Source organism: Methylobacterium mesophilicum SR1.6/6 (genome assembly GCF_000364445.2).
In the GTDB taxonomy this organism is placed as follows: domain Bacteria; phylum Pseudomonadota; class Alphaproteobacteria; order Rhizobiales; family Beijerinckiaceae; genus Methylobacterium; species Methylobacterium mesophilicum_A.
In genome coordinates this window covers 4,560,868-4,585,173 of sequence record NZ_CP043538.1, presented here as the reverse complement: position 1 = coordinate 4,585,173, position 24,306 = coordinate 4,560,868, and the positions used below count along the sequence as shown (strand labels likewise).

The following is a 24,306-nucleotide window of genomic DNA, read 5'->3' as shown; positions in this document are numbered from 1 at the left end:
TGCGGGCGCGCGACGGCGTCCTGCGACAGGGCTCGAGGGGTTCGGGACGGCGGAGACGGGCATGGGGAACGGCGTCGCGGGCGCGCTTGCTGTGGCACGTCACCGCGAACGAGGCCTCGGCGGCCGCCTCCCCTCGGGACTGGCGTCGCCTCGACACCCGCCAGGACACCCCGCCCGGCGCGTTTCGCGTGTGACCACGGCTGACGGCAGGTCTCCTGGCTCGCGGGTCGCCGCCCTCGCACCGTCTTCCCGGGGTGACCCAGTGACGTGGTGGTGAAGGGCTCGCCGCTTACAGTTGCGGGGGCAGCCGCGGCTTCGGGGCGAACCCCTCACAGCGTTCCCTTTTGATCCCCGAGGGGAACCGTCGCGCACAGCTTGGCCGTAGCGGGGCGGGCCGTCAACCGTGTGTCCGGTTGTTGCCGTGGATCGGCGCGCGGGGCACCGGGCCGTTGCGGCCTCGCCGACGACGGGCTAGCCCGTGCGGGATGACGGTCTGGCGGCCCCCTGCGGAGATTCGCGTCAAAGCGCTGGGTCTGCCCCGGCGCGGCAACAGCCTGCTCGTGGCGGAGGTCCGCGCGGATGACGGGCGGCTGAAAGGCGTCCGGCCCCTCGGCGGCAGCGTCGCGTTCGGCGAGCGGGTCGAGGGCGCCCTGATCCGGGAGTTCCAGGAGGAGCTCGGCGTCACCGTTTCGGTGCTCGGCGGCCCCCGCGTCATGGAGAACATCTTCACGCACGAGGGGCAGGTCGGGCACGAGGTGCTGTTCCTGTTCCCCGTCGCCCTGCCGCCGGGACGGTTCGACGGGCAGGAGCGCTTCGTCTTCCACGAGGATTCCGGCACTGCCTGCATGGCGCGGTGGTGGGATCTGGACGGGCTCGACGTGCCGGGCGGTCCCGACCTCTTCCCCGCCGGCCTGAAGGACCGCCTCCGCGACGCGTGGCGCGCGGAGACCTGACGGACCGGGCTGCCCCACCGCCTTTGCCGCTCGGCGCGGGCGATGCTACAGCCGGGCAATCCCATCGGTCCGGACGTCCGCGACGCCGCGGCCCATGCGCCCGGACGCTCCGTCCGACGCGGAGACGGGTGCCGGCGGAAGCATGACGACACGACCTCCCAGAAGCGGCGGGCCGACGGGGCGCAAGCCTCAGGCCGGCAAGTCCAGCCCCAGCAAGTTCAGGGGCGGCAAGGCCCAGGCCGACGGCCGCGCCCGCACGGGCCCGCGCACCAGCGCCCGCGACGCCGCCGAGCGCGCGGCCCGCAACCGCGGCGAGGATGCCGGCGCGCGCGATCCCTGGGGCGCGCAGGCCGCTGCGGCCCCGGCGCCGGCCGGCCGCCGAAGCCGCCCGCGACGGGCGGCCGCACCGCGCGACGCCGCGGCGGGCAAGCCCGGCGGCCGGCCGCCGGCCAAGCGCTCGGCGGCCCCCTCCCCGGCCCTCGCCTCTGCCCCCGCGCCCGGTCCGACCCGGCGCGAGCAGCGCGCCGCCGCCTCCGCGACCCTCGCCTCCGGCGTGCAGACCCTGACCGTCGAGCCGGACGAGGCCGGGATGCGGATCGACCGCTTCCTCACCGCCCGCTTCCCGCTCCTGCCCTTCACCCGCGTGCAGACCATCGTCCGCAAGGGCGAATTGCGGGTCGACGGCAAGCGCGCCAAGCCGAACGACCGGCTGGAGCCGGGCATGAGCGTGCGCGTGCCGCCGCTGCGCCTCGACCAGCCCACCGAGCGGCCGCGCAGCGCCGCCCGGGAGCAGGACGACGCCGCCTTCATCCGGTCGCTGATCCTCTACGAGGACGCCGACATGATGATCCTCAACAAGCCCTTCGGCCTCGCGGTCCAGGGCGGGTCGGGGACGGTCCGGCACGTCGACGGCCTGCTCGCCGCCCTCACGGGTCCGGACGGCCAGAAGCCGCGCCTCGTCCACCGGCTGGACAAGGACACGGCCGGCTGCCTGATCATCGCCAAGACCCGGCTCGCCGCCGCGACGCTGGCCAAGAGCTTCCGGTCGCGGGCGGCGCGGAAGATCTACTGGGCGCTCACCGCGGGCGTGCCGCGGGTCCGGCAGGGACGCGTCTCCACCTACCTCGCCAAGGAGGAGCCCACCGACGCCGACGCGCGGATGCGGGTCGCCAAGCACGGCGACGAGGGCGCGAGCCACGCGCTGACCTACTACGCCATGGTCGATCAGGCCGCCCAGAAGCTGTCCTGGCTGTCGTTCAAGCCGGTCACCGGCCGCACGCACCAGCTGCGCGCCCACGCGGCCCATATCGGCCACCCGATCGTGGGCGACCCGAAATACTTCTCTGTCGAGAACTGGGAGCTGCCGGGCGGCATCCAGAACCGCCTCCACCTCCTCGCCCGGCGGATCGTCATCCCGCATCCGCGCACCGGCAAGCCGGTCGACGTGAGCGCGCCGCTCCCGCCCCACATGGCCCAGAGCTGGAACCTTCTGGGCTTCGACGCCGCCCGCTACGACCCGATTGTCGAGGCGCCCGAAGCCTGAGCCAGGAGCCAGGGCACGATCGCGTCGGCGAGGGCGTCGGGGGCTTCAAGCGGCAGCATGTGGCCCGACCCGTCGATCACCGTCAGGGTCGCGCCCGGGATGCGATCCCAGATCTCCCGCGCCTCGTCGACGCTGCGCAGGGCGTCCTGCGCCGCGGCAACCACCAGAGTCGGGCACCGGATCGCGCCGAGCCGGTCGAGGTCGCCGGTGCGTGCCTCTCCGGCCTGACGCAGGAAGACCTCACCGCCGAGTTCGTCGCCCATGTGCCGGATGCGCGCGAGGAGAGCCGCGTCGCCGGCCCGGTCCGGATGCACCGACTGGACGATCGCGCCCCGGCTGAGGCCGCCGAAACCCTGCTCGCGGACATGGGTGACGGCGATCGCCTTCCGCGCCGCCTGCGCGCGGGTGTCGGCCCGCGCCGAGGTCGCGATCAGGACGAGGGCCTGCACGCGCTCCGGCGCGTGGACTGTGACGGCCCGGGCCACGTAGCCGCCCATCGAGAAGCCCACGAGGGCGAACCGGTCCGGGGCGTCTGCCAGGACGCGGAGCGCCATATCGTGGATCGTGGCGTCCTGCGTGAGATCGCCATGCGTGATGGGACCGACCGGCGCGAGCCGCGGGGCCATGTCGGTCCATAGTTCCGGGCCGGTCATGAAACCGGGAAGCAGCACGAGGTTCATGCCCAGAACCGAACTCCGTCAAATTCACGTCAGCGCCGACCGTCGCGGCGCGGTGTCTTAACGAGGTGTTTCCCCGGATCCAAGGGTCTGGCGTCCTACACGCCTTGGCAACCGGTTGCGGCGCCTCATATGCTGCCCTGCACCCTTCCCACCCCGAAGGGCGATTCCGGACGGTTCGAGATCCTGACGCATGAAGCTCGCGATGCTGGCCTGCCTCGCCGCCCTGTGCCTCATCGGGCCGTCCGCGCATGCCGCGCCGGGTGACGCTCCGAAACCGGCCGCGCCCGCGCATCCGGCGGCACCCGCCGAAGCCGGGTCGCCGCAGCCGGCCGGCACACCCGGCGAAGCGACGGCGCCGACCCAGGCTGCGCCCAGGGCCGCCGCGAGCGGCCGCGCCGAGCGCCGGCGGCGGTCCTACGCGGCTTGCAACCGGGCCTCCCATCAGCGCGGCCTGCGCGGGGGCAAGCGGCGGCGCTTCCTGATCCGCTGCCGGCTCGGCTACGAGCGGACCCGCAGCCAAGCCGGCCAGCCGGCCGCCGTCGGCCAGCCGACGCAGCCGGGCCGGAAGCCGTGAGGCGCCCCGACACCCGCGTGGCCGCACGACGGGGATGCGGGTTGGCGCACCGCCCGCGATGAGGCTCGTCGTCTTCGACGTCGACGGCACCCTTGTCGACAGCCAGCATCTCATCGTGGCGGCACAGGGGGTCGCCTTCGCGGAGAACGGCCTGCGGCCCCCGGAGCGGCGGGAGGCGCTGTCGGTGGTCGGCCTCTCCCTGCCGCAGGCCTTCCGTCGCCTTGTCGGCGAGGACGGCCCGATCGCGGAACTCTCCGAGAGCTACAAGCAGGCCTACAACCGCCTGCGGCTCGATCCGGCGCACGAGGAGCCCCTCTTCCCCGGCATGGCCGAGCTTCTCGCCACGCTGCATGCCCGGGAGGACGTGCTGATCGGCCTAGCCACCGGCAAGTCGCGGCGGGGTGTCGACCGGCTGATCGCGCATTACGGCTGGACGGACTGGTTCGCCACCACGCAGAGCGCCGACGACGCGCCGTCCAAGCCGGATCCCACCATGCTGCGTCAGGCCATGGACGAGGCCGGCAGCGAGCCGGGGGCGACCGTGATGGTCGGCGATACGACCTTCGACATCGCCATGGGCGTCGCGGCCGGCGCTACCTCGGTGGGGGTGGCCTGGGGCTACCACCCGCCCGAGGCGCTCTACGGGGCCGGTGCCGTGACGGTGGTTCCCAGCGCCGCTGCGCTCGAGGAGCGGCTTCTCGGCGGGACCGAAGTGGTGCGGTGACACGGGAGGCTCGCGCGGCGGCCGGAGAACGCCTATCTCGCGGTCATGAGCGATGAGACGACTGACTGGCTCGGGCGACCGGGCGACGGCGAGCAGCCCGATCCGGTGCGGGCAGCCCGCGGCCATGCCAAGCCCGCCCTCCCCCGCCGGTTCTACACGGAGGCAGGGTTCGCCGAGGATCCCGACGGCTTCCGCCTGACCCTGGACGGGCGCCCGGCCAACACGCCGGCCCGCAATCCGCTGCGGCTTCCGAACCGGGTCCTGGCTCAGGCGGTCGCGGCCGAGTGGGCGGCACAGGACGCGGCGATCGACCCGGCCCGCATGCCGCTGACCCGCCTCGCCAACACGGCGATCGACGGCGTGGCGCCCCGGCAGGCGGCGGTCGTGGCAGACCTGTGCGCCTACGCCGGCACGGATCTGGTGGCCTACCGGGCCGGCGACCCGGAGCGGCTCGTGGCGGCGCAGGCCGCCGCGTGGGACCCGGTCCTCGCCTGGGCCCGGGACGAACTCGGCGCGCGGGTGATCCTGAGCCAGGGCGTGATGCATGTGGAGCAGCCGCCCGACACGGTGCGAGCCCTCTCCGAAGCCGTGGCGGCGGTGACGGATCCGTTCGCCCTGGCAGGTCTGCACACCCTGACGACGCTCAGCGGCTCGCTGCTGATCGCGCTGGCGGTCCTGCGAGGCCGCCTGACCCCCGCGGAGGCCTGGGCGGCGGCGCATGTCGACGAAACCTACCAAGCCGAGGTCTGGGGCCGGGACGCCGAGGCCGAGGCGCGCCTCGCGGCCCGCCGCGCGGAGTTCGACGCCGCCGCTGCGTTCGTGCGGGTGCCCGGCTGAGCCGCCGCCTCGCGCGGGCCCCGTTTGCAGATGCAATCGCGCAACATCGCCGCGCTGCGGGAAAAACAGGCGCCGCGCCGGCTGACTCTGCACGAGGACTGACTTAAGGACGCTCTGTCCTGTGTTCGGATCGAGCATGAGCACCAATCAGTTCGACCGCTGCGGTTTCGAGGATGAGCTGGCCGCGCTGATCGCGCAGAACCAGTCTTCCGACGTGCAAGACGAGCGTCAGGCGCTATTTGAGGCATTGTCGGATCTCGAAGATCGCGCGAAGGCCGGCGCTGCCTCGATGTCAACCTTGCGCAAGATCGCGGAGGGTCGCTTCCTCGTCGGTATACTGCGCGATGCCGTGCGCCCCGTCCCGGTGGTCTCTCTGCGGACGGTGCTGCGGGCGCGCGGCCGTGCCGGTAGAGGCTCAGGCGCGCGTGCGCTCGCGGCGGCAGATCTGGACGCCTGAGGAGCCCTGCCGCGCATCCGGCAGGCGCTTATCCCGCGGACAGGGCGGCTCCGATCTTCGCCTCCAGCGCCGCGGGCTTGGTCGCCGGGGCGAAGCGCGCGATGACCCGACCGTCGCGGTCCACCAGGAATTTCGTGAAGTTCCACTTCACCGCCCGCAGGCCGAGCAGCCCGGGTCGGGCCCGGGTGAGATAATCGTAGAGCGGGTCGGCCCCGGGGCCGTTCACGGCAATCTTGCCGAGCACCGGGAAGGTCACGTCGTAGCGCAGCGAGCAGAAGCGCTCGATCTCCGCGGCGTCACCCGGTTCCTGGGCGCCGAACTGATTGCACGGGAACCCCAGGACTGTCAGGCCGGCATCCCGGTGGCGACGCCAGAGGGCTTCCAACCCCTCGTATTGCGGGGTGAAGCCGCACCGCGAGGCCGTGTTGACCATGAGCAGCACGCGGCCGCGGTGCTGTGCCAGAGGGTAGGAGCTTCCATCGGCGGCGGCGACGGTGAAATCGTGGACGCTTGTCATGCTCGACCACTCGGCCAAAGCGGCCGCGGCTGCAAGATCCGATGCGTCATTCCCGGGGGTGCCGCCCGCCGCGAGGCGTGACAGGCCGCAGCACATGCCGCAGCCCGTTCGCCCTTGGATTTTAATGTGGTTTATAGCTGGGGCCACACGCTTGGCCTATGCACCCGTCAATCGCGGCGACGACCCTCGGCACGGCCGCGAGTGAGGGTTGGCCGTACCCCCCGCCTGGACCTGACCGGGGTGCGTGCATGCCGCGCTTCTACTTCCATGTGCACGACGGCCACTCCGAACTCGACCCGGACGGGACCGAGTTGCCGGACTGGCAGTCAGCCCGGCTGGAGGCCATCCGTCTCGCCGGCGACATCCTGAAGCACGACGCACACCGGATCGCCCTCGGCGAGGATTGGCGCATCGAGGTCACCGACCAGACCGGCCTGATCCTGTTCCAGATGACCTTCCTGGTGGTCGAATCGCCGGTGATGCGGAGAAGCATCGCGGCGGAACGCTGAAGCAGGTCCGCAAGCCGGCAGGCCGCGTGCCCGGACGATTGCCCGGGCGCCCGCGTCAGGCGGGAACTTTCTCCACGTCGAAGCTCGGGCCCTGCGGGGTCATGCGGTCGCGGGTGACGATGCGCTCGCCGGGCGAGACCACGCCGAGGCTGACGTCGCGGTCGGGCAGGACCATCGTGGTGGTCTTGTTCACGTGGACCAGCACGTGCCGCCGCAGCGGGGCCGAGGCCGCAGCCCAGCGCTTCAGCTGCCCGTAATAGGGTTCGCGCCGCCACGCGTTCGCTTGGCCGGGATCGACCTGCACATTCATGTTGCGGGTCACGGGATCGAGGCTGAGCACCATCTTGGCGCGGTCGGGCTTCCATTCCGGCCCGAGCCAGCCCTCCGTCATCCAGAGGCAGTGGAACGCCCGGCAATGGTCGGGGCGGGTGGCGTGGATGGCGCAGCCCTGCCCGGCCCGCGTGTGGCGACACCATTGGCCCGCGACGCTCTCCACCGCCGGCACGTCGTAGACCTTGCAGCACAGCGTGCAGGCGCCGCAGGCGCGGCCGGGAGCGGGGTGGGCGACGAAGGCTTCGGGGCTGAGCATGGGGCGTATGGCGCGTGCGGCATGCATCCGGCTGTGGCCGGACGCGGATCCGCCGGGCTACCTGCCGGTGCATCAGGTCGGTAGTGTGGCGGCGGATCCAAGCGGCTTGAGGACCTTGCGACCGATGCTCTCAAATCTCGCGACCCGTGACGTCGAAACCCTGCTCCACCCCTACACCAACCTGTCGACGCACCGGCAGGTCGGCCCGCTGGTGCTGGAGCGCGGTGCCGGCGTCCACGTCTACGACACGGAGGGGCGGTCCTACATCGAGGGCATGTCGGGGCTCTGGTGCACGGCCCTGGGCTACTCGAACGCGGAGCTGGTCGAAGCCGCACAGGCGCAGATGGCGCGCCTGCCGTTCACCCACCTGTTCTCCGGCCGCAGCCACGATCCGGGGATCGAGCTGGCCGAGACGCTCAAGGAGCTGATGCCGGTCCCGACCTCGAAGATCTTCTTCACGTCGTCAGGGTCTGAGGCGAACGACACCCAGGTCAAGTTGACTTGGTATTACAACAATGCCCTCGGCCGCCCGCATAAGAAGAAGATCATCGCCCGCCAGAAAGGCTACCATGGCGTCACGGTGGCGAGCGCCTCGATGACCGGGCTCGCGGCGAATCACGCCGATTGGGACCTGCCGCTGCCGGGGTTCCTGCACGTCTCCCCCGCACACCACTACCGGGGGGCCGAGGCCGGTGAGAGCGAGGAGGCGTATTCCGCCCGCCTCGCCGCCGAGCTGGAGGAGACGATCCTGCGCGAGGGGCCTGAAACGGTGGCGGCCTTCATCGCCGAGCCCGTCATGGGGGCGGGCGGAGCGATCGTGCCGCCGCGCGGCTACTTCGCGGCGGTCCAGGCGGTGCTGGCGAAGTACGACGTACGCCTGATCGCCGACGAGGTGATCTGCGGCTTCGGCCGGCTCGGCACGTGGTTCGGCAGCGAGGCCCTGGGCGTCCGGCCGGACTCCATCTCCTTCGCCAAGGCCCTCACCTCCGCCTACATGCCGCTCGGCGGCGTCAGCATCGACGCGCCGATGTACGACGCGCTTGTCGGCCAGAGCGAGAAGATCGGCACTTTCGGCCACGGCACCACCTATTCCGGGCACCCGGTGGCCGCCGCAGTGGCGCTGAAGGCGATCGAGATCTACCGGCGTGACCGCATCATCGAGGGCGCGGCCGAGAAGGCGCCCCATTTCCAGCGCCGGCTCTCGGCGCTCGCCGACCACGCCATCGTGGGCGAGGCTGGCGGCATCGGGCTGATCGGCGGCCTCGAGATCGTCGCCGACAAGGCCAGCAAGCGGCAATACGATCCAAAGGCCGGTGTGGCGGCGCGTTGCGTCGCCTTCGCGCAAGGAGAGGGCCTGATCGTCCGGGCGCTGGCCGGCGACCGGGTGGCGGTCTGCCCGCCGCTGATCATCACGCCGGACGAGATCGACGACCTGTTCGACCGGCTCGGCCGGGCGCTGGACCGGACACGAGACTGGATCCGCGCCGAGGGGCTAGAGGCGATGCCGGAGTGACGTCCGGGTCCTGCGCCGTTCCGGGTACCTGAACGCGACCCCTCTCCCGGACGCCCGGAACGGAAGTGGACGGTGGTCCGGGAAGGGGCACGGGAGGTGGCGAAGCGTCCATCTGGATCAACCAGTGCCGCTGACGTGGCGCCCGCCCGTTCCCTCGGACGGGACCGCGTCCGCAGGTCCGACGCGGCGACGGTTCAAACCGCCCCGCGTTGCGCCTCCGGCTGCGCACTTGCCTGGACACCGGTCGGTGTCAGCGGCGTGATTCGGAGCGTCGTGATCCGGTTCTTGGCCTTCCGCAGCACCTGGAAGCGGAACCCGTAGAAGTTGAAGGCCGTCCCCTGGTCGGGAATGGTGCGGGCCTCGTGGATGACGAGGCCCGCGATGGTGGTCGCCTCCTCGTCGGGCAGGTTCCAGTCCATCGCCCGGTTCAGGTCGCGGATCGGCACGCCGCCGTCGACGTTGACCGAGCCGTCGCCCTGCGGCCGCACGCCGGAGACCGTGACGTCGTGCTCGTCGGCGATGTCGCCGACGATCTCCTCCAGGATGTCCTCCAGGGTGACGAGGCCCATCACCTCGCCGTACTCGTCGACCACGAGGGCGAAGTGGGTCTTCTTGGTCAGGAAGGCCTTGAGCTGGGCCCGCAGCGACGTCGTGCCGGGCACGAACCACGTCTCCAGCGCCAGAGCCTCGACCTTGAGGCCGGACGCGTCGCCTCCCGCGGCGTCGAGGGCCCGCAGCAGGTCCTTGGCGTGGAGCACGCCGACGATGTTTTCCGGCGTCCCGCGCCACAGGGGCATCCGGGTGTAGGGCGAGGACAGCACCGCGCGCACGATGTCCTCGGAGGGCTGGTCGGCGTCGATCGCCCGCATCTTGGTGCGGTGGACCATCACGTCGGAGACGGTCAGCTCCGACAGGTCGAGGAGGCCGCCCAGCATGTCGCGCTCGGCCTTGGCGACGCCGCCCTCTCGATGCAGCAGCGCCACCTGCCCGCGCAGCTCGTCGGCTGCGGTGAGGATCGACTGGTGCTCGCCGATGGTGATGCCGAATGGCTTCAGCATCAGCCGGACGACGTGCTCGATGGCGAGGGCCAGCGGCCCCATGAGCGCCACCGCGAAGGCCACCGGCCGGGCGGTGAGGAGCGCGGCCTGATCCGGCTTGGAGATGGCCAGCGTCTTCGGCAGCACCTCGGCGAAGACGATGACCAGCACCGACATGCCGACGGTGGCGTAGATCACGCCGCTCTTGCCGAAGAGCGCCGTGAGCACGCTGGTGGTGAAAGCCGAGGCGCCGATCGCCACGATGTTGTAGCCGATCAGCATGGCGCCGATGAAGCGCTCGCGGATCGCCAGAATGCGGTTCACGATCGCGGCCCGGGGATCGCCCGCCTGCTCCAGGGCGTGCATCCGCGCCCGCGAGGCCGCCGTGAAGGCGGTCTCGGCCCCCGCGAAGAAGGCCGAGAGCAGCAGCGAGATCACCACGATGCTCGCGGCGAACCACAGGTCGATATGGGTGTCCATCGGTTCCGTCAGGGGCCCTCGAGCGGCGGGTCGGCCGCCCATATAGCGGGTCCCGCAGCTTATTGCGCGCCGATCCGGCGCACCGTCCACGTCGCCCAGTAGACCGGCCGGCCGTAGAGGCTCGACGCGTCGCGTCCGGAGGCGGTCGGGGCGAGCCGGTCGAGCCAAGTCAGGAAACCGGCCTTGCCCGGATAGATGGCGGGCGTGTCCAGGTTGCCCTGCGCGTCCGTCATCCAGAAATGGGCGCTCCGGTCGTAGCGGCCGCTGCCGTCGCCGCCGGAGCGCAGGCCGAGATAGGCCGGCGAGCGCCCCGCCTCCACCGGATCGGCGTACAGCTTGAGGGCGCCGATCCCGTCGAGGCTCATGTCGGCCGTGTATTGCAGGCAGATATCCGCCACCGGCCCGCCCGGCGCGTTGGCCGGCCTCTGGCAGGTGTAGGAGACCGCCCAGCGCTGCATGCCCTTGGCCCGCGCCACCCGGACGAGGCTGCCGGGCGGCAGCGGCCCGGCGAGCTTCCTGGCGACCGACCAGACCTTCGGGCCGGCGAGATCCTGGGCGGTCCGCAGGTAGAGCGCGGTGCGGCGCTTCTCTGGGGGGAGGCCGCAATCCTCGGGGATCACGTCGGTGTAGACGTAGTGATACGTGCGATCGACGATGCTGATGGAGCCGGCCAGCCCGTGCGTCTCGAAGGCCGGCGCCGTGCAGGCCGAGGCCACCGGCTTGCCGGCCTCATCGATCACCGCGGCGGGCGTCGGCGGCTCGCTGCGTCCCCGACCGGCGCCGGCATCGAACGGCGTCCAGGCGAGCCCGTATCCATCGGCGGTACGCGTCCGGATCTCGAAGCTCTGGAAGTCGAGGGTGCGCGCCTCGATCTGGACGCGGCGCCGGACGTCGGCGACCCCTTCGATCGGGCCGTCCCGCTCGGTCCGTCGGCGCCCGCGTCGGCGGCGGCCCTCAGTCTCCGGCTCCTCCGCGCCGGTCACGCCGACGCGCTCCTGGCCGAGGAGGAAGACGTAGCTGTAGGCCTCCCCCGCCCAGTCGCGGCCCGCCACCGCGATCGGGTCGCGGGGGCCGATCCCCTCGGCGGACGGCGTCGGCTCAGACCAGCCCCGCCTGCGCGCCCGTTCCTCCGGCAGTTCAACCCAGAATCGGTCCGCCGACGGCGGGAGCGTCGTGGCCAGGGCCTCGAAGGTGCGACCGGTGCGAAGGGCGCCTCCGTCCCGGCTGTCCGTCGCGCGCCGCTCCGGGCAGGCTTCCTCGCCGCGTCGGGCCGCGATTGGAGTCTGTCCCTGAAACACCGCCTGCAGGGGACCGGGGGCCTCGGAGCGGGGAAGCCGCAGGATCTGAACACCGCGCACGAAGGCGCAGGACGCGGGCGAGATCAGCACGCCCTCGGCCTCGGATCCCTCGCGGCAGATCTCAAGATCTCCGCCACCGGTGACGAAACAGCTCGGCGCACTGCCCTCGAAGCCGGCCGGCCGGGCCTCCACCAGCCCTGGCCACACCAACGCTGTGGCGAGAAGGGCGCTGAGCCCGACGGCGCCGGACCGCGCCCAGGCAGCGCGCCCGGACTGGCAGTCTCTGGTCCGGGCAACGACGGTATCGGCGGGCGATGTCCTGGCAGTCTTCAGAGAAACCACGTCTATCGCCAGCGTTGATCCGGGTGTCGGGAAAGTCTCGCAGCCTGTAACGCAGGGTCGACAGGCCGGAAAGGGGCACGGATCACGCAGGCAGTCCACGGCGCGCGTTCTTGAGGATGGGGCGAACCCGGCGCCCGCTCGTCCGTTGTCGCGGCTTGAGGGCCCCGCGGGTCCGCCCCTGTCAGCGTCCGGAGATCAGCGCATGGATATCGCCGTCGAAACCGTCACCGACATCGTCATGCGGCTGCGCGCGATCGAGGTGAAGGAGGGCAACACCGATCCGGATTCGGGCTCCAACCCGATCGACGACGGCGCGACCGACGTACTGATCTCCGGCACCGACGACGCCACCGAGTCGGAGGTCCGCGGCATGATCGCCGGGCTCGACGACGATTCCCGCGCGGAGCTGCTGGCCCTGTTCTACGTCGGCCGCGGGGACATGGAGCCGGAGGAGTGGGGTGAGGCGGTGCGCTTCGCCCGCGAGCGCGAGGCCGCCGGCGAGGGTGTGGTGCCGACCCTGCTGGGGTCCCCGATCGCCGGCGATCTCCTGGAGGAGGGTCTCGACGCCCTCGGGCTCAGCCCCGAACTGCCGCAGGCCTGACCCTCTGAACGGCGGGCGGTGCCATGGCCTCGCGCGTGCGCAAGGGCGCCACGAAGGCGCTGCGGGTCCTCACCCGCCCGGTCCGCCGTGCGCAGGGCTACGGCGGCAAGGGCCGCGGCGGGCTCGTCGTGGAGCCCTATCGCGGCTACGGCTCCCGCGACGAGGTGTTTCTCATCGGCCGGGTCTTCCACCAATCGCCCGGCATCCCGGGCGAGGATCCCGAGTCCCTCCGGGCGCAATGGCGCGACCTGCGCCGCCGAATCGCCCGGCGCAAGGTGGCGGGCGTGACCGTGACCGCCCGGTTCGGCGACGCCGCCACCCGCGTCGAGACCGACCGGGACGGCTATTTCCGCGTGCATCTGCACCCGCGTGCAGCCCTCCCTGCCGAAGGGGATTGGCACCCGGTCGATCTCCTGCTGGAGGCCGAGCCGCCGATCCCCGCCGAGGGCGCGGTGTTCATCCCGCCCGAAAGCTGCCGCTGCGTGGTGGTCAGCGACATCGACGACACGGTGATGCGGACCGGCGTCGCCAACAAGCTCAAGATGCTCTGGCGGCTGTTCGTGGAGGATGCCGAGAGCCGGGTCGCCTTCCCGGGCGTGGCGGCGCTCTATCGGGCGCTGCATGCGGGGGCCGGTGGCGACGCGGGCAACCCGATGCTCTACGTCTCCCGGGCGCCTTGGGGCCTCTACGAGATGCTCTCCGAGTTCTTCCAGCGCCACGGCATCCCGGCCGGGCCGGTGCTGTTCCTCAGGGAATGGGGCCTGTCCTGGACCCACCCCCTGCCGCGGCGAGCCACCGATCACAAGCAGGCGCTGATCCGGCACATGCTCGCCCTCTACGGCGACCTGCCCTTCGTGCTGATCGGCGACAGCGGCCAGCACGATCCGGAGGTCTACGCGCAGATCGTCGAGGAAAATCCCGGGCGGGTGCTGGCGGTCTACATCCGCAACGTGTCCCGCGACGCCGCCCGGATCGAGGAGATCGTCCGCCTTGCGGGCGCGGTCGCGCGGGCAGGCTCCAGCCTCGTGCTCGCCGCCGACAGCGTCGCCATGGCCGAACACGCGGCCGCGATCGGCCTGATCGCGCCGGAAGCCGTGGCCGGCGTGGCCGACGAGCACGCGGCGGACGCGGAGACTGGACCCCGCCGGGAAACCGCCCGCATCACTGCCGAGCCGCCGGATGACAAGGCCGGCGCGGGGGATCCCGCGATCTCCCCCGACGCCATCGCGGAGGCCCTGGTCGGCGATGGCGCCGTCCCCGCGACGGTTGTGGTCGAGCCCGAGGAACCGGCGAGCCTTCCGTCCCTCCGCCGCTGAGCCTGCGGCTAGCTCGGTCGCTCACCGCCGGCGGGCCGGCCCGCGGGTCGCCTCACGAAATGTTGCAACGCAGCATCCCGTGTCACGCGCTTCACATCACGGGCGCGATGACTAGGTTCCGCCGTTCTCAAGCCGGTCCACGCTCTTCGAGGCTCCGGGAGTTCAAACGTGCAAACCTACACCCTCGCGATCGCCGACGGCGTCCTCTTCGCCTGCCTGCCCGACGAGGCCGACATCACGGCCGCGATCACGGACGCGACGGCCACCAGTTACGGCTTCGGCCTGAGCCTCGATATCGTCCGCGGGGCGACGCTGACCAACGCCGCCCGGCCCGACGACGAGGTCGTCTGGCAGGAGGGGTCGGACAGCGAATTGCTGGACGCGCACGGGCGCCGCTACCGCTACGCCGTCCGCCGCGCAGCCTGATCGGCAACCGCAGAAGCCCTGACACGTCGTCGCCCTGCGGTGCTACGGTCCCTCCCACTCGGTTTGGCGGGAGGTGGGATTTGGGGCTGATCTTTGCGGCGGCACAGAACCGTCCCACCGGCCTCTCGTGCCCCGCCTTCCGGAACTCCGCTGCCCGGGCCCGGTATGGCCGGGCGAAGACCGTCCCTGTGCGATCGCCTCGATGGGAGCGGCATTGACCGGGGCCGGACGCAGAGGCGGCCTCGCGCGCTTTCTCATCCTCTATGCTGCGCTCTATGGGGCCTATGGCAGCCTCTCGCCGATCCTGCCCGGCTTCCTCGCTGAGCGGGGCCTCGGTCCGAGCGAGATCGGCATTCTGCTCGCCGCGGCCGGCGCCCTCCGCCTCTTGGTCGGACCCGTGGCCGGGTCGTTCGCCGACCGTCACCGGGCCGGGCGTGCGGTCCTGGCGGCAAGCCTCGGCCTCGCCGGGCTCGCCGTGCTGGCCCATCTCCCGGCTGCGGGGTTCGTGCTGCTCCTCGGCCCGGGTCTCGCATACGCCATCGGGACCGCGGCGCCCGCACCCCTCTCCGACGCGCTGGCCCTGGCGGCGGCGCGCGGCGGCGCCGAGTTCCAGTACGGCTGGGTTCGCGGCGCCGGCTCGGCTGCCTTCATCGCGGCGACCTTGGCGGCGGGCGGCCTCATCGATGTGGGTGGCTTGTCCGCCCCGGTGATGGCGAGCGGAGTCCTGTTTCTCGCCGCAGCGGCCGCGGCCCTGGCCGTCCCATCCGAGCCGTCCGTTGCGCCCGAAGCGGGATCGCCGTGGAGCGACGTCTCTGGGCTGATCAGGTTCCCGCGGTTCCGTCGGACGGTGGTGGCGGCCGCCCTCGTGATCGGCGCGCACGCGATGCATGACGGGTTCGCGATGATCCTGTGGCGCCAGTCCGGCATCGGGCCCGGCACCGCGGGCCTGCTCTGGTCGGAATCGGTCGCCGCCGAAGTCCTGGTCTTCCTCCTCGTCGGCCCGCATCTGCTGAAGCGGATCGGGCTTCCGGCCGGGATCGCGGTGGCGGCCGGCGCCGGTGCCCTGCGCTGGGCGGTGCTGGGTTCCACCACCGCGGTTCCCTGGATCGCCGCCGTGGAGGCACTGCATGGGTTGAGCTTCGCCCTCCTGCACCTCGCCTGCCTAGGCCTGATCGAAGAGGTTACGCCGCCGGACCTGCGCGCCACCGCGCTCGCCCTCTACGGCACCCTGGGCCTCGGCTTGTCGGGCGTGCTCGCCACCTTGGCCTCAGGGGCGCTCTACGGCGCCCTCGGTGCGTCGGGCTTCTGGGTCATGGCGGCGATCAGCCTCGCCGCCCTACCGCTAGCCGCGAGTCTGCGCCGGCCCTGAACGGGCGGGTTCTTTTCCCCGGCCTATGGTACGGACCCGGAACGGAGCCGCCCGAAAAACCCTGCATGCCCTTCGTCGCCGAGATTCTGATCCCGCTCGCCCTCGACACGCCCTACAGCTACGTGGTGCCCGCCAGTCTCGGTCTCGCCGCGGGCGACGTGGTGCAGGTTCCCCTCGGGCCTCGCGAGATCGTTGGGGTTGTCTGGGGACTGGCCGAGACCGCCGGCGGCTCGAACCTGCGCCCGGTGACCGGGCGCCTGCCCTATCCGCCGCTCTCCGATCCGCTGCGCAGCCTCGTCGACTGGATCGCCCGCTACACGCTGGCACCGAAGGGCTCGGCGCTCGCCATGGTGCTGCGCCTGCCGGACGAGGCTGCGGCCGCCGAGACCGTCCGGGTCGCCGTGCGTATCACCGACAAGCCGCCCGCCCGGCCGACCGCCGCCCGCACCAAGGTCCTGGCGGTCGCCGCCGACAAGGCGCTCCGCGGCAAGAGCGCCCTGGCGAAGGAGGCCGGCGTCTCGCTCTCGGTGGTCGACGGCCTGATCGACGACGGTGCCCTGGAAGCTGTGGCGGTTGAGCCCGAGCCGGTCGCCCCTTACCCCGATCCCGACGCCCCGCGGGCGCCGCTCTCGCCCGCCCAGGCCGAGGCCGTCACCGCCCTTGTGGAGGGCTTCCCGTGGCGGCGGCCGCTCGGCGAGGACCAGCAGGCCGACAACCGGCCCGTCCTGCTGGAGGGCGTCACCGGTTCGGGCAAGACCGAAGTCTACTTCGAGGCGGTGGCCGACTGCATCCGCGCCGGGCGTCAGGCCCTGATCCTGATGCCCGAGATCGCCCTGACGGCGCAGTTCCTCGACCGCTTCGCCGCCCGGTTCGGCGTGCGGCCGGCGGCGTGGCATTCCGGGATCGGCGGCAAGCGGCGCGAGCGCCTCCGCGCGGCCGTGGCCGCGGGCGAGGCGCTGGTGGTGGTGGGTGCGCGCTCGGCCCTGTTCCTGCCCTTCGCCCGCCTCGGCCTGATCGTGGTCGATGAGGAGCACGAGACCGCCTACAAGCAGGAGGACGGCGTCCACTACCATGCCCGCGACATGGCGGTGGTCCGCGGGCGCCTCGAAGACTGTCCGGTGGTGCTCACCTCGGCGACCCCCGCCATCGAGACGCGCGTGAATGCCGCGAGGGGCCGCTACCGGCACGTCCTGCTGCCTGAGCGCTTCGGCGGCCGCCGTCTGCCCGACATCGCCGCCATCGACATGCGCCTCGACCAGCCGGAGCGCGGACGCTTTCTGAGCCCGCCGCTGGTGAACGCGGTGAAGCACACCCTGGAGCGCGGCGAGCAGGCGCTGCTCTTCCTCAACCGGCGGGGCTACGCGCCGCTCACCCTATGCCGGGCCTGCGGCCACCGCTACCAGTGCAAGAACTGCTCGACCTGGCTCGTCGAGCACCGTTTCCGCCGGGCGCTGATCTGCCACCAGTGCGGCTACGCGGAGCGGCGGCCCGAGGCCTGCACCGAGTGCGGCACCTTCGACAACCTCACCGCCTGCGGTCCCGGCGTCGAGCGGATCGCCGAGGAGGCTGCCGCCCTGTTCCCCGACCGGCGCATCGTCGTCCTGTCGAGCGATTTCCCCGGCGGCGCCGAACGCCTCCGGCAGGAGCTGGACGCGGTGGCGGCCGGGGAATGCGACCTCGTCATCGGCACGCAGCTCGTGGCCAAAGGGCACAACTTTCCCGGCCTGACCCTGGTCGGCGTCCTCGACGCCGATATCGGGTTGACCTCGGGGGATCCGCGGGCGGCGGAGCGGACCTTTCAGCTGCTCCAGCAGGTGACCGGCCGCGCCGGCCGCGGCGAGAAGCCCGGCCGCGCGCTGGTCCAGACCTACCAGCCGGACCATCCGGTGATCGCGGCTCTGCTGTCGGGGGATGCCGAGCGGTTCTACGCGGAGGAGATCCAGGCCCGCGAGGCGGCCGGCCTGCCGCCGTTCGGGCGGCTGGCGGCGCTGATCGTCTCGGCGAACGAGCGGGAGGTCGCGGAGGCGCATGGGCAGGCGCTGGCCCGCGCCGCCGAACCGCCGGAGGGCGTGATGGTGCTGGGTCCCGCCGAGGCGCCGCTTGCCCTGGTGCGGGGCCGCTACCGGTTTCGGCTGTTGGTGAAGACCGAGCGCAACGTCGACCTGCAGGCCTACCTGCGCGCCTGGATCGCCCGCGGCCCGAAGGTGCGAGGCAACGTGCGGGTCGCGATCGATGTCGACCCGCAGAGCTTTTTGTAGGACACTCGCCCCTCGGGCGGCGCTTCCCCGGTCGGAGACCGGCGGACGCGGGCGGTTCCCGGAGGAGCGATCAGTGCTGACTTACACCAAGACGCCGGATTCGAATGTCGCCGAGATCGTGGTCGACGGGAAGATCACCGACGAGGAGATGAACGCCGCGATGACCGCCATGAAGGCGGACCTCGACAAGGGCGGCAAGATCAAGCTGCTCGAGGACATCCGCGCCTTCGAAGGCATGGAGCCGGCGGCCTTCTTCAAGGACCCGCGCTTCGGATTCTCGATGATGAAGAGCGTCAGCCACGTCGCCTTGGTGACGGACGCGCCCTGGCTGAAGGCCCTGGCCGAGACGTTCAACTTCGTCTCGCCGACCCAGATCAAGGTGTTCGAGCGCGCCCGCCTGGACGAGGCGCGCAGCTGGCTCGCCGCAGCCGCCTGAACGGCCTCACTCGGCCTGCGCGGTGCGGTTGTCGCTGCGCCGCGCGGTCCAGCGACCGGAGCACAGGGAACTGACCTTCCAAGTGCCCGCGCCGTTGCCGGCCTGGAGCCGCCCCGTCCCGGTGCCGCTCGCCGTCCCGTTGCTGACGGTGAGCCCGACGCTGCCGTCCGCGCCGACATGCCCGCTGACTCGCGCGCCAGCGGCGCCGGAGATCAGCCGCACCTGCCCCTCGCGGATCGCCAGCGCATAGGTGTACCGCGCGCTGCACACGCCACTCTCCGTCACCAGTTCCACCGACCATGTCCCGCTATGCGGACCGGATTCCGCGCGAGCGGGCAGGCATGCGGGGACGAACAGGCCGGCGGCGACAGCCGCAGCGGCGGTCAGCTTGGTCATCGTAGGGCTATCTTTCAGCGATGTGGCCACCGCGCAGAGCGGCGTGCCTGGACAGAATCATCGATGGAGGATGACCCGAAGCTGAACGAAAGAAACGGCGAGAGTATGGCCACAGGCCGCATTGATAAGAATTGGCCTCGGCCAGCGCGCTGACGTACGGAATAGTCAAGCTGACGCTGGACAGCATTGAGATTAAATACCAGGTACACCTGCCGTCGGAATTTGTCGGGAATTTCTGCGGCGATCTGCCGAGATCGTCGCGGGCGGGTATCGCACCGTCTTTTACGAGTCGCATGCGGCGCCAGCGGCAAGCGACTCGGGATTCGGCAGACCAACGCACGAAGCGTCTGGAGAGAGCTAACGGTGTCGCTCACGCGGCGCTTCGGGTGCCGCGTCCCGGAACGGGTTCCGCTATCGCTCCGCCTGTCCGGTCAGAGGCGCGTCACATGAACCACGGGGTGCCAATCGAGCGCGACGCGATCGCCCTTAGTCCGTCAGCGGCCGGGCTTCCTCCGGCAGCATGATCGGGATCCCGTCGCGGATGGGATAGGCGAGCTTGGCCGACCGGCTGATCAGTTCCTGGCGGGCGGAATCATATTCCAAGGTGCCCTTGGTCAGTGGACAGACCAGGATCTCCAGGAGCTTCGGGTCGACGCGGGTCGCCTCGACGGGCGCGGTGAGGTCATTGGCCATCGTTTGAAAAAACCTACTGCATCGTCGATTCGGGTCCGGAGCCGCGAACCAGCTCCATCTGCGTGACCGCGATCAGGATCTCGGCCCGGGTCTTCAGGTCGGGCGCTTCCAGCATCGCCTGCTTCTCGCGCACACCGAACGGGCTCATCATGCACAGGGCGTTGACCAGCGCCTCGTCGGGCGCCTCGTCGATACCGGCCCAGTCCACCTTGAGGTCGTTCGACTCCACGAAGTCGCGCAGCGCCTTGAGGACACCGTCGCGGTCGACGTGTTCCTCGCCCGCGCGCGGCGCGAAGTCCACTGCGAAGCTGTCGTATGAGACATGGCAGCGCCGATACGCGCTCGCCGAGGCGAGTTCGCTCTCGACGCGGAAGCGGCTGATGCCCGTGAGGGAGATCAGATAACGGCCGTCGCCCGTCTCGGCATACTGCGTGATCCGGCCCGCGCAGCCGACGCGGTACAGCTTCGGCGTCGACGCGCCCGATCCTTCCGGGTCGGGCTGGATCATCCCGATGATCCGGTCGGTGCGCATCGCGTCGTCGACCATCGCGAGGTAGCGCGGCTCGAAGATGTTCAGCGGCATCTGCCCACGGGGCAGGAGCAACGCGCCGGACAGGGGGAAGACGGGGATCACGGCGGGGCAGTCCGCCGGGCCCTTGTAGCTCGCATGCGTGCTCATGGCGCCTCCCTGATGGGCTTGTGCCGGAGCGCGAGCCGGCGCCTCACGAGAACAGAAGCGCCGAGAGCTTGCGCCGCCCGCGGATCGTGTCCGGATCCATCACGCCCCAGGCTTCGAAGAACTGAAGGAGTTGCTTGCGCGCGCCGTCCTCGTTCCAATCCTTGTCGCGCTTGCGCAGCTCGATCAGGTGGTCGACCGCCTGCCCGCGCTCGCCCCGGGCCGCTAGGCCCAGCGCGAGGTCGAACCGCGCCTGATGGGCGTCCGGATTGGCCTCGACCTCCCGCTGCAGCCCCGCGAGATCGCCGAGCGAGGCGGCCTGTTCGGCGAGCTCGAGGGCGGCGCGGATGCCGGCGAGCGCCGGGTCAGAAGCCTTCGCCTCGGGGACCATGGCCAGAACACGCTTGGCGTTCTCGACTTCGCCCGCATCGAGCTGCAGCTTCGCGAGACCAGCCAGAGCCGCGACGTTGTCGGGCTGCTGCTCAAGGATCGCCGCGTAGATCTCCGAGGCACCCGCGAGGTCGCCTTCCTCGATCAGGCCGGCGGCCTCGGCAATGGCTGCCTCGACCGGATCCTGGACGGGGCCGGCGACCCGGGCGATCAGATCTTTGATCTGGCTCTCCGGGACGGCGCCCATGAAGCCGTCCACCGGCTGGCCCTTCTGGAAGACGATCACGGCCGGAATCGACTGGATGCCGAGCTGACCCGCAATCGACGGGTGCTCGTCGATGTTCATCTTCACCAGGACGACCGCGCCGGCCGCTTCCTTGACGACCTTCTCCAGGACCGGGGTCAGCTGCTTGCAGGGGCCGCACCAGGGCGCCCAGAAGTCGACCAGCACCGGGCGCTGCATCGACTCGGCGATCACGTCCTGCCGGAAGCCCGCCGTTGTGGTGTCCTTGATGAGAGTGCCGGTATCGCCGGCCGGGGCGCTGCCCCCGGCAAGGGTGTCGTTGAGCATCGGTCTGGCTTCGGAACCTTTTTGGAGGGAGCGCCTTAAATGGGGCTTCGGGCGCCGTCTGACCAGTCCGGATGGCGCCGGCTGCTCAGCGCGCAGGCGCTGCGGCCGGGGCACCCGCAGCTGTCTTGGCCGCCGTCACGAAGGTCCCGGCGAACAGGCGCCCGTCCGCCGCGCTCGCCTCGCAGGAGATCGCCGTCCGCCCGGGTTCCGGCGTGGAGAAGCGGCAGGCGCCTATGGCAAGGGTTGGCGCACCGTCCTTGCCGACGACCACCGCGTTGATCGGCTGCAGCGGGTCGGTCTCCTCCGTCGCCTCCTGCTGGGCGCCGTTGCCGCTGAAGCTGACCGCCGGACCGTCGGCAGAGCTGAAATCGAAGCTGGTGCGGTTGCGGCTCACCGCATTCGTGAGGACGTTGCTGCAGGTCGCGCTCAAGTCCTTCTCGGCGATCACGAGCTTCTCGCAGGTTCCTTCCAGCCGCAGCGCGGCCTGGGCGTGCGCTGCCGAGGGCAGGCTGAAAAGGGCGCAGAGCAGCGCGAGGCGCAGGCTGTTGGTCATGGCGATCGGGGGTTCCTCCGGTTGGGATCCGAATTAGGCGCGCGGCGCCGGCCGTCGAGGGTTGCGCCGGCCCAGCGGACCAGCCGTGACCCGTGGCGGCAGGGATGCTTCAGCCGAACCGTCGCGCCCGATCGTTTGGGGCCGAGAAATCCAGATCCGGGCCCAGCGGCACGATGCGCGTCGGATTGATGGTCGGATGACTCTCGTAATAGTGCCGCTTGATGTGCAGGAGATTTACGGTGGGCGCTACACCGGGGAGCGCGTATAGGTCGCGCAGGTAGTTCGACAGGTTCGGGTAGTCGGCGATCCGGCGCTTGTTGCACTTGAAGTGCCCGACATAGACCGCGTCGAACCGGACCAGCGTGGTGAAGAGACGGATGTCGGCCTCCGTCAGCCGCGCGCCGAGAAGGTAGCGGCTACGGTCGAGGCGCTGCTCCAGGGCATCGAGCTCGTCGAACAGGGCCTGGAAAGCGTTGGCATAGGCGTCCTGCGCGGTGGCGAAGCCGGCCTTGTAGACGCCGTTGTTCACCCGGTCGTAGACCCGCGCATTCACGGCGTCGATCTCGGCCCGCAGGTCATCGGGATACAGGTCGGGGCCCGTGCCGGTGAAGGCGCCGTCGAGCATCCGCAGGATCTCGGCGGATTCGTTGGACACGATCGTGTCGCGCTCCCGGTCCCAGAGGACCGGGACAGTGACGCGGCCGCTGTATGTCGGGTCGGCCGCGAGATAGACCTCGTAGAGGCGCCGGGCGTTGTGGATCGGGTCAGGCGCCGCGCCGGGCGTGTCACCGAAGACCCAGCCCTCCGAACCCATAAACGGATCAACCACCGAGACGGAGATCGCATCCTCCAGCCCCTTCAGCGCGCGACCGATCAGGGTCCTATGCGCCCAGGGGCACGCCAGCGACACGTAGAGGTGATAGCGGCCGGCCTCCGCGCGGAACCCGCCCTCCCCGCTCGGGCCAGGAGATCCGTCGGCCGTCACCCAGTTGCGGAACGACGACGCCTTGCGCTCGAAGCGACCGCCCGTCGAGGCCGTGTCGTACCACTGGTCGCGCCAGACGCCGTCTACCAGGAGGCCCATGGGTCATGTCCCGATGCAGGAGGATGGTCGAGACGAGATGGGCGTCGCGACCGGCCGGAAAAGGGCTACCGCGCGCGATCCTGGCGCGATCCGCCACGCGGTTCCCGGCGCCGTGCGAGTTCCGCGCAAGGCAGGGCTGCGTGACCCCTTCTGTTGCGGTGCAGCAAGATTGTCCATGGTGGTCGCACAGGCTCGTGGATGAGCGTCGTCATCGCGTCCGGTGCCTGGCAAGAGCCGATGGAGGTGAAGTGATGTCGTTCGCGCTGGTGCCCGTCGCCGAGGCGGCCCTGTTCACGTTCGGGTGCGTGATGATCCACGCCCTGCGACGCCACGCGGACGTGGTCACGGCGACGCTTGCCTGCCTCGTGACCCTGCTCGTGCTGATGATCGGGATCGCCTACGCGCCGGAGTCCTTCGCCAAGTATCAGGCCGCGAGCCTCGGCGATTTCGCCCGCGTGGAGCCGGCGCTCTACTGAGCCGCGGCGGGCGAATCCCCAAGCCTGCCGGTCTGGATCCGCGCGAGGCGCCCGCCCGTCCCGCGCTGGCCGGCGACCGCCACGTCGAAGTCGTCCCGCGGCACCCGGGCCAGGAAGCGCTCGGCCAGCTCGAACAGCAGGATGTCGGGCCGAACCCGCGCGATGTAGTCCCAATCCAGGCTCGACGACCAGACGAAGTGGACCTCGCTGAAGCTCTCGGCGAGCATCCCCGTCAGCAGGAACGGGTCGAAATGCGCGCAGGAATCGCCGAACAGGACGAGGCGCCGCGGGTCGGCGCCCGCCGACCGGTTCCGGTAGACGACATGCGCCCCGACGTGGACCTCCCGGTCGCGCCCCTCGGCCTCGTAGGCGGCCAGCAGAGCGCCGACCTCGATCCGCTCGGCGTCGCGCTGCAGCATGAAACGCTCGATCCGCTCGCGCGGGCGGTCGCGGAGCTTCTCGCCGATGTCCATGACCTCGTCGGAGACGATCTGGGGCCGCGCACCAATGTCGGCCGGCGGGATCGCGCCGAGGGCCCGCATGATCTCGCGATAGGCCAGCAGGCACCCGCGCACCGTCCAGTGCGTGTCGGTGCGCAGGTACAGCGGCACCGGCCCATTCCGGGCCGCCCGAAGCGGCGCCAGGAGATCGAGGTAGGCCGGATTCCGGGCGAGACCTCGGGCGAGACGTCGGGTCGAGGCTTTCGCCGGGGCGTAGCGAAGGCCGTCGGTCTTGTCGTCGTAGACCGAGAGCTTCTCCGGGACGATGACGTGCAGGCATCGGATACCCAGGCTCTCCGCTCGGATCGTGCGGGCCTTGATCAGCCGCGTCCAGGCGCGGAGCAGCAGCCAGTGGCGCAGCCCGCCCCGGTAGCGGTCCATGACGCGGTTGGTCCCTCCGGTGAGAAACAACCAGCCGTCGCGGCCGACATGCACGCTCTCCCTGCCTGAAGACATGACGGTGCTTTAGCCGCACCGGGATCGGGCGCCTAGACCGGACCCGGTGCGG

The 24,306-nt window shown here is 71.2% G+C and carries 27 protein-coding genes and 1 riboswitch; of the genes, 15 read left to right on the top strand and 12 right to left on the bottom strand.

What is annotated here, in order from left to right:
* Positions 1-188: 188 nt before the first annotated feature.
* Positions 189-381, bottom strand: a riboswitch (cobalamin riboswitch).
* Between the two features lie 104 nt (positions 382-485).
* Both MMSR116_RS21800 and MMSR116_RS21795 read left to right on the top strand, forming a co-directional pair.
* The gene (locus MMSR116_RS21800) at positions 486-953 is read left to right on the top strand and encodes an NUDIX hydrolase (protein ID WP_010686390.1); all 468 of its coding nucleotides are present in this window, start codon (positions 486-488) and stop codon (positions 951-953) included.
* 142 nt (positions 954-1,095) lie between these two features.
* The gene (locus MMSR116_RS21795) at positions 1,096-2,496 is read left to right on the top strand and encodes an RluA family pseudouridine synthase (RefSeq protein WP_158169095.1); all 1,401 of its coding nucleotides are present in this window, start codon (positions 1,096-1,098) and stop codon (positions 2,494-2,496) included.
* On the opposite strand, the gene MMSR116_RS21790 is transcribed toward MMSR116_RS21795, so the two are convergent.
* Entirely contained in the window at positions 2,463-3,176 is a 714-nt protein-coding gene (locus tag MMSR116_RS21790) for an alpha/beta fold hydrolase (RefSeq protein WP_010687203.1), read from the bottom strand. The two genes, MMSR116_RS21795 and MMSR116_RS21790, sit on opposite strands and share 34 nt — an antisense overlap.
* Before the next feature lie 190 nt (positions 3,177-3,366).
* Between MMSR116_RS21790 and MMSR116_RS21785 the strand changes: the two genes are divergently transcribed.
* The 4 genes from MMSR116_RS21785 (at position 3,367) to MMSR116_RS21770 (ending at position 5,768) form a co-directional block, all read left to right on the top strand.
* Positions 3,367-3,750 carry a hypothetical protein gene (locus tag MMSR116_RS21785; RefSeq protein ID WP_010687204.1) on the top strand — a complete coding sequence of 128 codons (384 nt, stop codon included), beginning with the start codon at positions 3,367-3,369 and terminating at the stop codon, positions 3,748-3,750.
* A 58-nt stretch (positions 3,751-3,808) separates the two neighbouring features.
* On the top strand, positions 3,809-4,474 hold the full coding sequence (locus MMSR116_RS21780) for an HAD-IA family hydrolase (RefSeq protein ID WP_010687205.1): 666 nt from the start codon (positions 3,809-3,811) through the stop codon (positions 4,472-4,474).
* A gap of 45 nt (positions 4,475-4,519) precedes the next feature.
* On the top strand, positions 4,520-5,311 hold the full coding sequence (locus MMSR116_RS21775; protein ID WP_010687206.1) for an ATP12 family chaperone protein: 792 nt from the start codon (positions 4,520-4,522) through the stop codon (positions 5,309-5,311).
* 136 nt (positions 5,312-5,447) lie between these two features.
* A complete protein-coding gene (locus MMSR116_RS21770) occupies positions 5,448-5,768 on the top strand; it encodes a hypothetical protein (RefSeq protein ID WP_039894831.1) in 321 nt (106 codons plus the stop codon).
* Positions 5,769-5,796: 28 nt separating this feature from the next.
* On the opposite strand, the gene MMSR116_RS21765 is transcribed toward MMSR116_RS21770, so the two are convergent.
* A complete protein-coding gene (locus MMSR116_RS21765) occupies positions 5,797-6,285 on the bottom strand; it encodes a glutathione peroxidase (protein ID WP_010687208.1) in 489 nt (162 codons plus the stop codon).
* 248 nt (positions 6,286-6,533) lie between these two features.
* Between MMSR116_RS21765 and MMSR116_RS21760 the strand changes: the two genes are divergently transcribed.
* Entirely contained in the window at positions 6,534-6,794 is a 261-nt protein-coding gene (locus MMSR116_RS21760; RefSeq protein WP_010687209.1) for a DUF6894 family protein, read from the top strand.
* Positions 6,795-6,849: 55 nt separating this feature from the next.
* Here the strand turns inward: MMSR116_RS21760 and MMSR116_RS21755 are convergent, their stop codons facing one another.
* A complete protein-coding gene (locus MMSR116_RS21755; protein WP_010687210.1) occupies positions 6,850-7,383 on the bottom strand; it encodes a hypothetical protein in 534 nt (177 codons plus the stop codon).
* Between the two features lie 124 nt (positions 7,384-7,507).
* Between MMSR116_RS21755 and MMSR116_RS21750 the strand changes: the two genes are divergently transcribed.
* Positions 7,508-8,896, top strand: a complete 1,389-nt coding sequence (locus MMSR116_RS21750; protein ID WP_010687211.1) for an aminotransferase — start codon at positions 7,508-7,510, stop codon at positions 8,894-8,896.
* Between the two features lie 194 nt (positions 8,897-9,090).
* Here MMSR116_RS21750 and MMSR116_RS21745 read toward each other — a convergent pair whose 3' ends face one another.
* Both MMSR116_RS21745 and MMSR116_RS21740 read right to left on the bottom strand, forming a co-directional pair.
* Positions 9,091-10,413: an HlyC/CorC family transporter gene (locus tag MMSR116_RS21745; RefSeq protein ID WP_039894833.1), complete on the bottom strand. Its 1,323-nt coding sequence runs from the start codon at positions 10,411-10,413 to the stop codon at positions 9,091-9,093.
* Between the two features lie 59 nt (positions 10,414-10,472).
* The gene (locus MMSR116_RS21740; protein ID WP_010687213.1) at positions 10,473-11,918 is read right to left on the bottom strand and encodes a hypothetical protein; all 1,446 of its coding nucleotides are present in this window, start codon (positions 11,916-11,918) and stop codon (positions 10,473-10,475) included.
* 337 nt (positions 11,919-12,255) lie between these two features.
* On the opposite strand from MMSR116_RS21740, the gene MMSR116_RS21735 reads away from it, so the two are divergent.
* The 6 genes from MMSR116_RS21735 (at position 12,256) to MMSR116_RS21710 (ending at position 18,459) form a co-directional block, all read left to right on the top strand.
* Positions 12,256-12,654 carry a DUF3775 domain-containing protein gene (locus MMSR116_RS21735; protein WP_010687214.1) on the top strand — a complete coding sequence of 133 codons (399 nt, stop codon included), beginning with the start codon at positions 12,256-12,258 and terminating at the stop codon, positions 12,652-12,654.
* A 23-nt stretch (positions 12,655-12,677) separates the two neighbouring features.
* Positions 12,678-13,970 (top strand): App1 family protein, encoded by a 1,293-nt coding sequence (locus MMSR116_RS21730; RefSeq protein ID WP_010687215.1) that lies wholly within the window; start codon positions 12,678-12,680, stop codon positions 13,968-13,970.
* Positions 13,971-14,138: 168 nt separating this feature from the next.
* Entirely contained in the window at positions 14,139-14,396 is a 258-nt protein-coding gene (locus MMSR116_RS21725) for a hypothetical protein (RefSeq protein WP_010687216.1), read from the top strand.
* A 202-nt stretch (positions 14,397-14,598) separates the two neighbouring features.
* Positions 14,599-15,765 carry an MFS transporter gene (locus MMSR116_RS21720; RefSeq protein ID WP_010687217.1) on the top strand — a complete coding sequence of 389 codons (1,167 nt, stop codon included), beginning with the start codon at positions 14,599-14,601 and terminating at the stop codon, positions 15,763-15,765.
* A 65-nt stretch (positions 15,766-15,830) separates the two neighbouring features.
* Complete coding sequence (locus MMSR116_RS21715) at positions 15,831-18,023, top strand: primosomal protein N' (protein WP_010687218.1); 2,193 nt, start codon at positions 15,831-15,833, stop codon at positions 18,021-18,023.
* A gap of 73 nt (positions 18,024-18,096) precedes the next feature.
* Positions 18,097-18,459, top strand: a complete 363-nt coding sequence (locus MMSR116_RS21710) for an STAS/SEC14 domain-containing protein (RefSeq protein WP_010687219.1) — start codon at positions 18,097-18,099, stop codon at positions 18,457-18,459.
* A 6-nt stretch (positions 18,460-18,465) separates the two neighbouring features.
* Here MMSR116_RS21710 and MMSR116_RS21705 read toward each other — a convergent pair whose 3' ends face one another.
* From MMSR116_RS21705 to MMSR116_RS21680, 6 genes are all read right to left on the bottom strand, one after another.
* The gene (locus tag MMSR116_RS21705) at positions 18,466-18,855 is read right to left on the bottom strand and encodes a hypothetical protein (RefSeq protein WP_010687220.1); all 390 of its coding nucleotides are present in this window, start codon (positions 18,853-18,855) and stop codon (positions 18,466-18,468) included.
* A 486-nt stretch (positions 18,856-19,341) separates the two neighbouring features.
* Positions 19,342-19,548 (bottom strand): Trm112 family protein, encoded by a 207-nt coding sequence (locus MMSR116_RS21700; RefSeq protein WP_010687221.1) that lies wholly within the window; start codon positions 19,546-19,548, stop codon positions 19,342-19,344.
* Positions 19,549-19,561: 13 nt separating this feature from the next.
* Complete coding sequence (locus tag MMSR116_RS21695) at positions 19,562-20,227, bottom strand: LON peptidase substrate-binding domain-containing protein (protein ID WP_010687222.1); 666 nt, start codon at positions 20,225-20,227, stop codon at positions 19,562-19,564.
* Between the two features lie 43 nt (positions 20,228-20,270).
* Positions 20,271-21,185 (bottom strand): thioredoxin, encoded by a 915-nt coding sequence (gene trxA, locus MMSR116_RS21690; protein ID WP_010687223.1) that lies wholly within the window; start codon positions 21,183-21,185, stop codon positions 20,271-20,273.
* Between the two features lie 85 nt (positions 21,186-21,270).
* Positions 21,271-21,738, bottom strand: a complete 468-nt coding sequence (locus tag MMSR116_RS21685; RefSeq protein WP_010687224.1) for a hypothetical protein — start codon at positions 21,736-21,738, stop codon at positions 21,271-21,273.
* 109 nt (positions 21,739-21,847) lie between these two features.
* Complete coding sequence (locus MMSR116_RS21680) at positions 21,848-22,822, bottom strand: glutathione S-transferase family protein (protein WP_010687225.1); 975 nt, start codon at positions 22,820-22,822, stop codon at positions 21,848-21,850.
* A gap of 251 nt (positions 22,823-23,073) precedes the next feature.
* On the opposite strand from MMSR116_RS21680, the gene MMSR116_RS21675 reads away from it, so the two are divergent.
* Positions 23,074-23,298 carry a hypothetical protein gene (locus MMSR116_RS21675; RefSeq protein WP_010687227.1) on the top strand — a complete coding sequence of 75 codons (225 nt, stop codon included), beginning with the start codon at positions 23,074-23,076 and terminating at the stop codon, positions 23,296-23,298.
* Here the strand turns inward: MMSR116_RS21675 and MMSR116_RS21670 are convergent.
* Positions 23,292-24,254, bottom strand: coding sequence for an alginate O-acetyltransferase AlgX-related protein (locus MMSR116_RS21670; protein WP_010687228.1), 963 nt, complete (start codon positions 24,252-24,254; stop codon positions 23,292-23,294). The two genes, MMSR116_RS21675 and MMSR116_RS21670, sit on opposite strands and share 7 nt — an antisense overlap.
* Between the last annotated feature and the right edge of the window lie 52 nt (positions 24,255-24,306).

Coding starts and splice junctions, on each gene's coding strand:
- MMSR116_RS21715 (WP_010687218.1), top strand. CDS start 15,831: ATGCCCTTCGTCGCCGAGATTCTGATCCCGCTCGCCCTCGACACGCCC.
- MMSR116_RS21670 (WP_010687228.1), bottom strand. CDS start 24,254: ATGTCTTCAGGCAGGGAGAGCGTGCATGTCGGCCGCGACGGCTGGTTG.
- MMSR116_RS21685 (WP_010687224.1), bottom strand. CDS start 21,738: ATGACCAACAGCCTGCGCCTCGCGCTGCTCTGCGCCCTTTTCAGCCTG.
- MMSR116_RS21705 (WP_010687220.1), bottom strand. CDS start 18,855: ATGACCAAGCTGACCGCCGCTGCGGCTGTCGCCGCCGGCCTGTTCGTC.
- MMSR116_RS21785 (WP_010687204.1), top strand. CDS start 3,367: ATGAAGCTCGCGATGCTGGCCTGCCTCGCCGCCCTGTGCCTCATCGGG.
- MMSR116_RS21695 (WP_010687222.1), bottom strand. CDS start 20,227: ATGAGCACGCATGCGAGCTACAAGGGCCCGGCGGACTGCCCCGCCGTG.
- MMSR116_RS21700 (WP_010687221.1), bottom strand. CDS start 19,548: ATGGCCAATGACCTCACCGCGCCCGTCGAGGCGACCCGCGTCGACCCG.
- MMSR116_RS21770 (WP_039894831.1), top strand. CDS start 5,448: ATGAGCACCAATCAGTTCGACCGCTGCGGTTTCGAGGATGAGCTGGCC.
- MMSR116_RS21765 (WP_010687208.1), bottom strand. CDS start 6,285: ATGACAAGCGTCCACGATTTCACCGTCGCCGCCGCCGATGGAAGCTCC.
- MMSR116_RS21675 (WP_010687227.1), top strand. CDS start 23,074: ATGTCGTTCGCGCTGGTGCCCGTCGCCGAGGCGGCCCTGTTCACGTTC.
- MMSR116_RS21755 (WP_010687210.1), bottom strand. CDS start 7,383: ATGCTCAGCCCCGAAGCCTTCGTCGCCCACCCCGCTCCCGGCCGCGCC.
- MMSR116_RS21730 (WP_010687215.1), top strand. CDS start 12,678: ATGGCCTCGCGCGTGCGCAAGGGCGCCACGAAGGCGCTGCGGGTCCTC.
- MMSR116_RS21800 (WP_010686390.1), top strand. CDS start 486: ATGACGGTCTGGCGGCCCCCTGCGGAGATTCGCGTCAAAGCGCTGGGT.
- trxA (WP_010687223.1), bottom strand. CDS start 21,185: ATGCTCAACGACACCCTTGCCGGGGGCAGCGCCCCGGCCGGCGATACC.
- MMSR116_RS21790 (WP_010687203.1), bottom strand. CDS start 3,176: ATGAACCTCGTGCTGCTTCCCGGTTTCATGACCGGCCCGGAACTATGG.
- MMSR116_RS21680 (WP_010687225.1), bottom strand. CDS start 22,822: ATGGGCCTCCTGGTAGACGGCGTCTGGCGCGACCAGTGGTACGACACG.
- MMSR116_RS21775 (WP_010687206.1), top strand. CDS start 4,520: ATGAGCGATGAGACGACTGACTGGCTCGGGCGACCGGGCGACGGCGAG.
- MMSR116_RS21795 (WP_158169095.1), top strand. CDS start 1,096: ATGACGACACGACCTCCCAGAAGCGGCGGGCCGACGGGGCGCAAGCCT.
- MMSR116_RS21745 (WP_039894833.1), bottom strand. CDS start 10,413: ATGGACACCCATATCGACCTGTGGTTCGCCGCGAGCATCGTGGTGATC.
- MMSR116_RS21750 (WP_010687211.1), top strand. CDS start 7,508: ATGCTCTCAAATCTCGCGACCCGTGACGTCGAAACCCTGCTCCACCCC.
- MMSR116_RS21735 (WP_010687214.1), top strand. CDS start 12,256: ATGGATATCGCCGTCGAAACCGTCACCGACATCGTCATGCGGCTGCGC.
- MMSR116_RS21760 (WP_010687209.1), top strand. CDS start 6,534: ATGCCGCGCTTCTACTTCCATGTGCACGACGGCCACTCCGAACTCGAC.
- MMSR116_RS21780 (WP_010687205.1), top strand. CDS start 3,809: ATGAGGCTCGTCGTCTTCGACGTCGACGGCACCCTTGTCGACAGCCAG.
- MMSR116_RS21720 (WP_010687217.1), top strand. CDS start 14,599: ATGGGAGCGGCATTGACCGGGGCCGGACGCAGAGGCGGCCTCGCGCGC.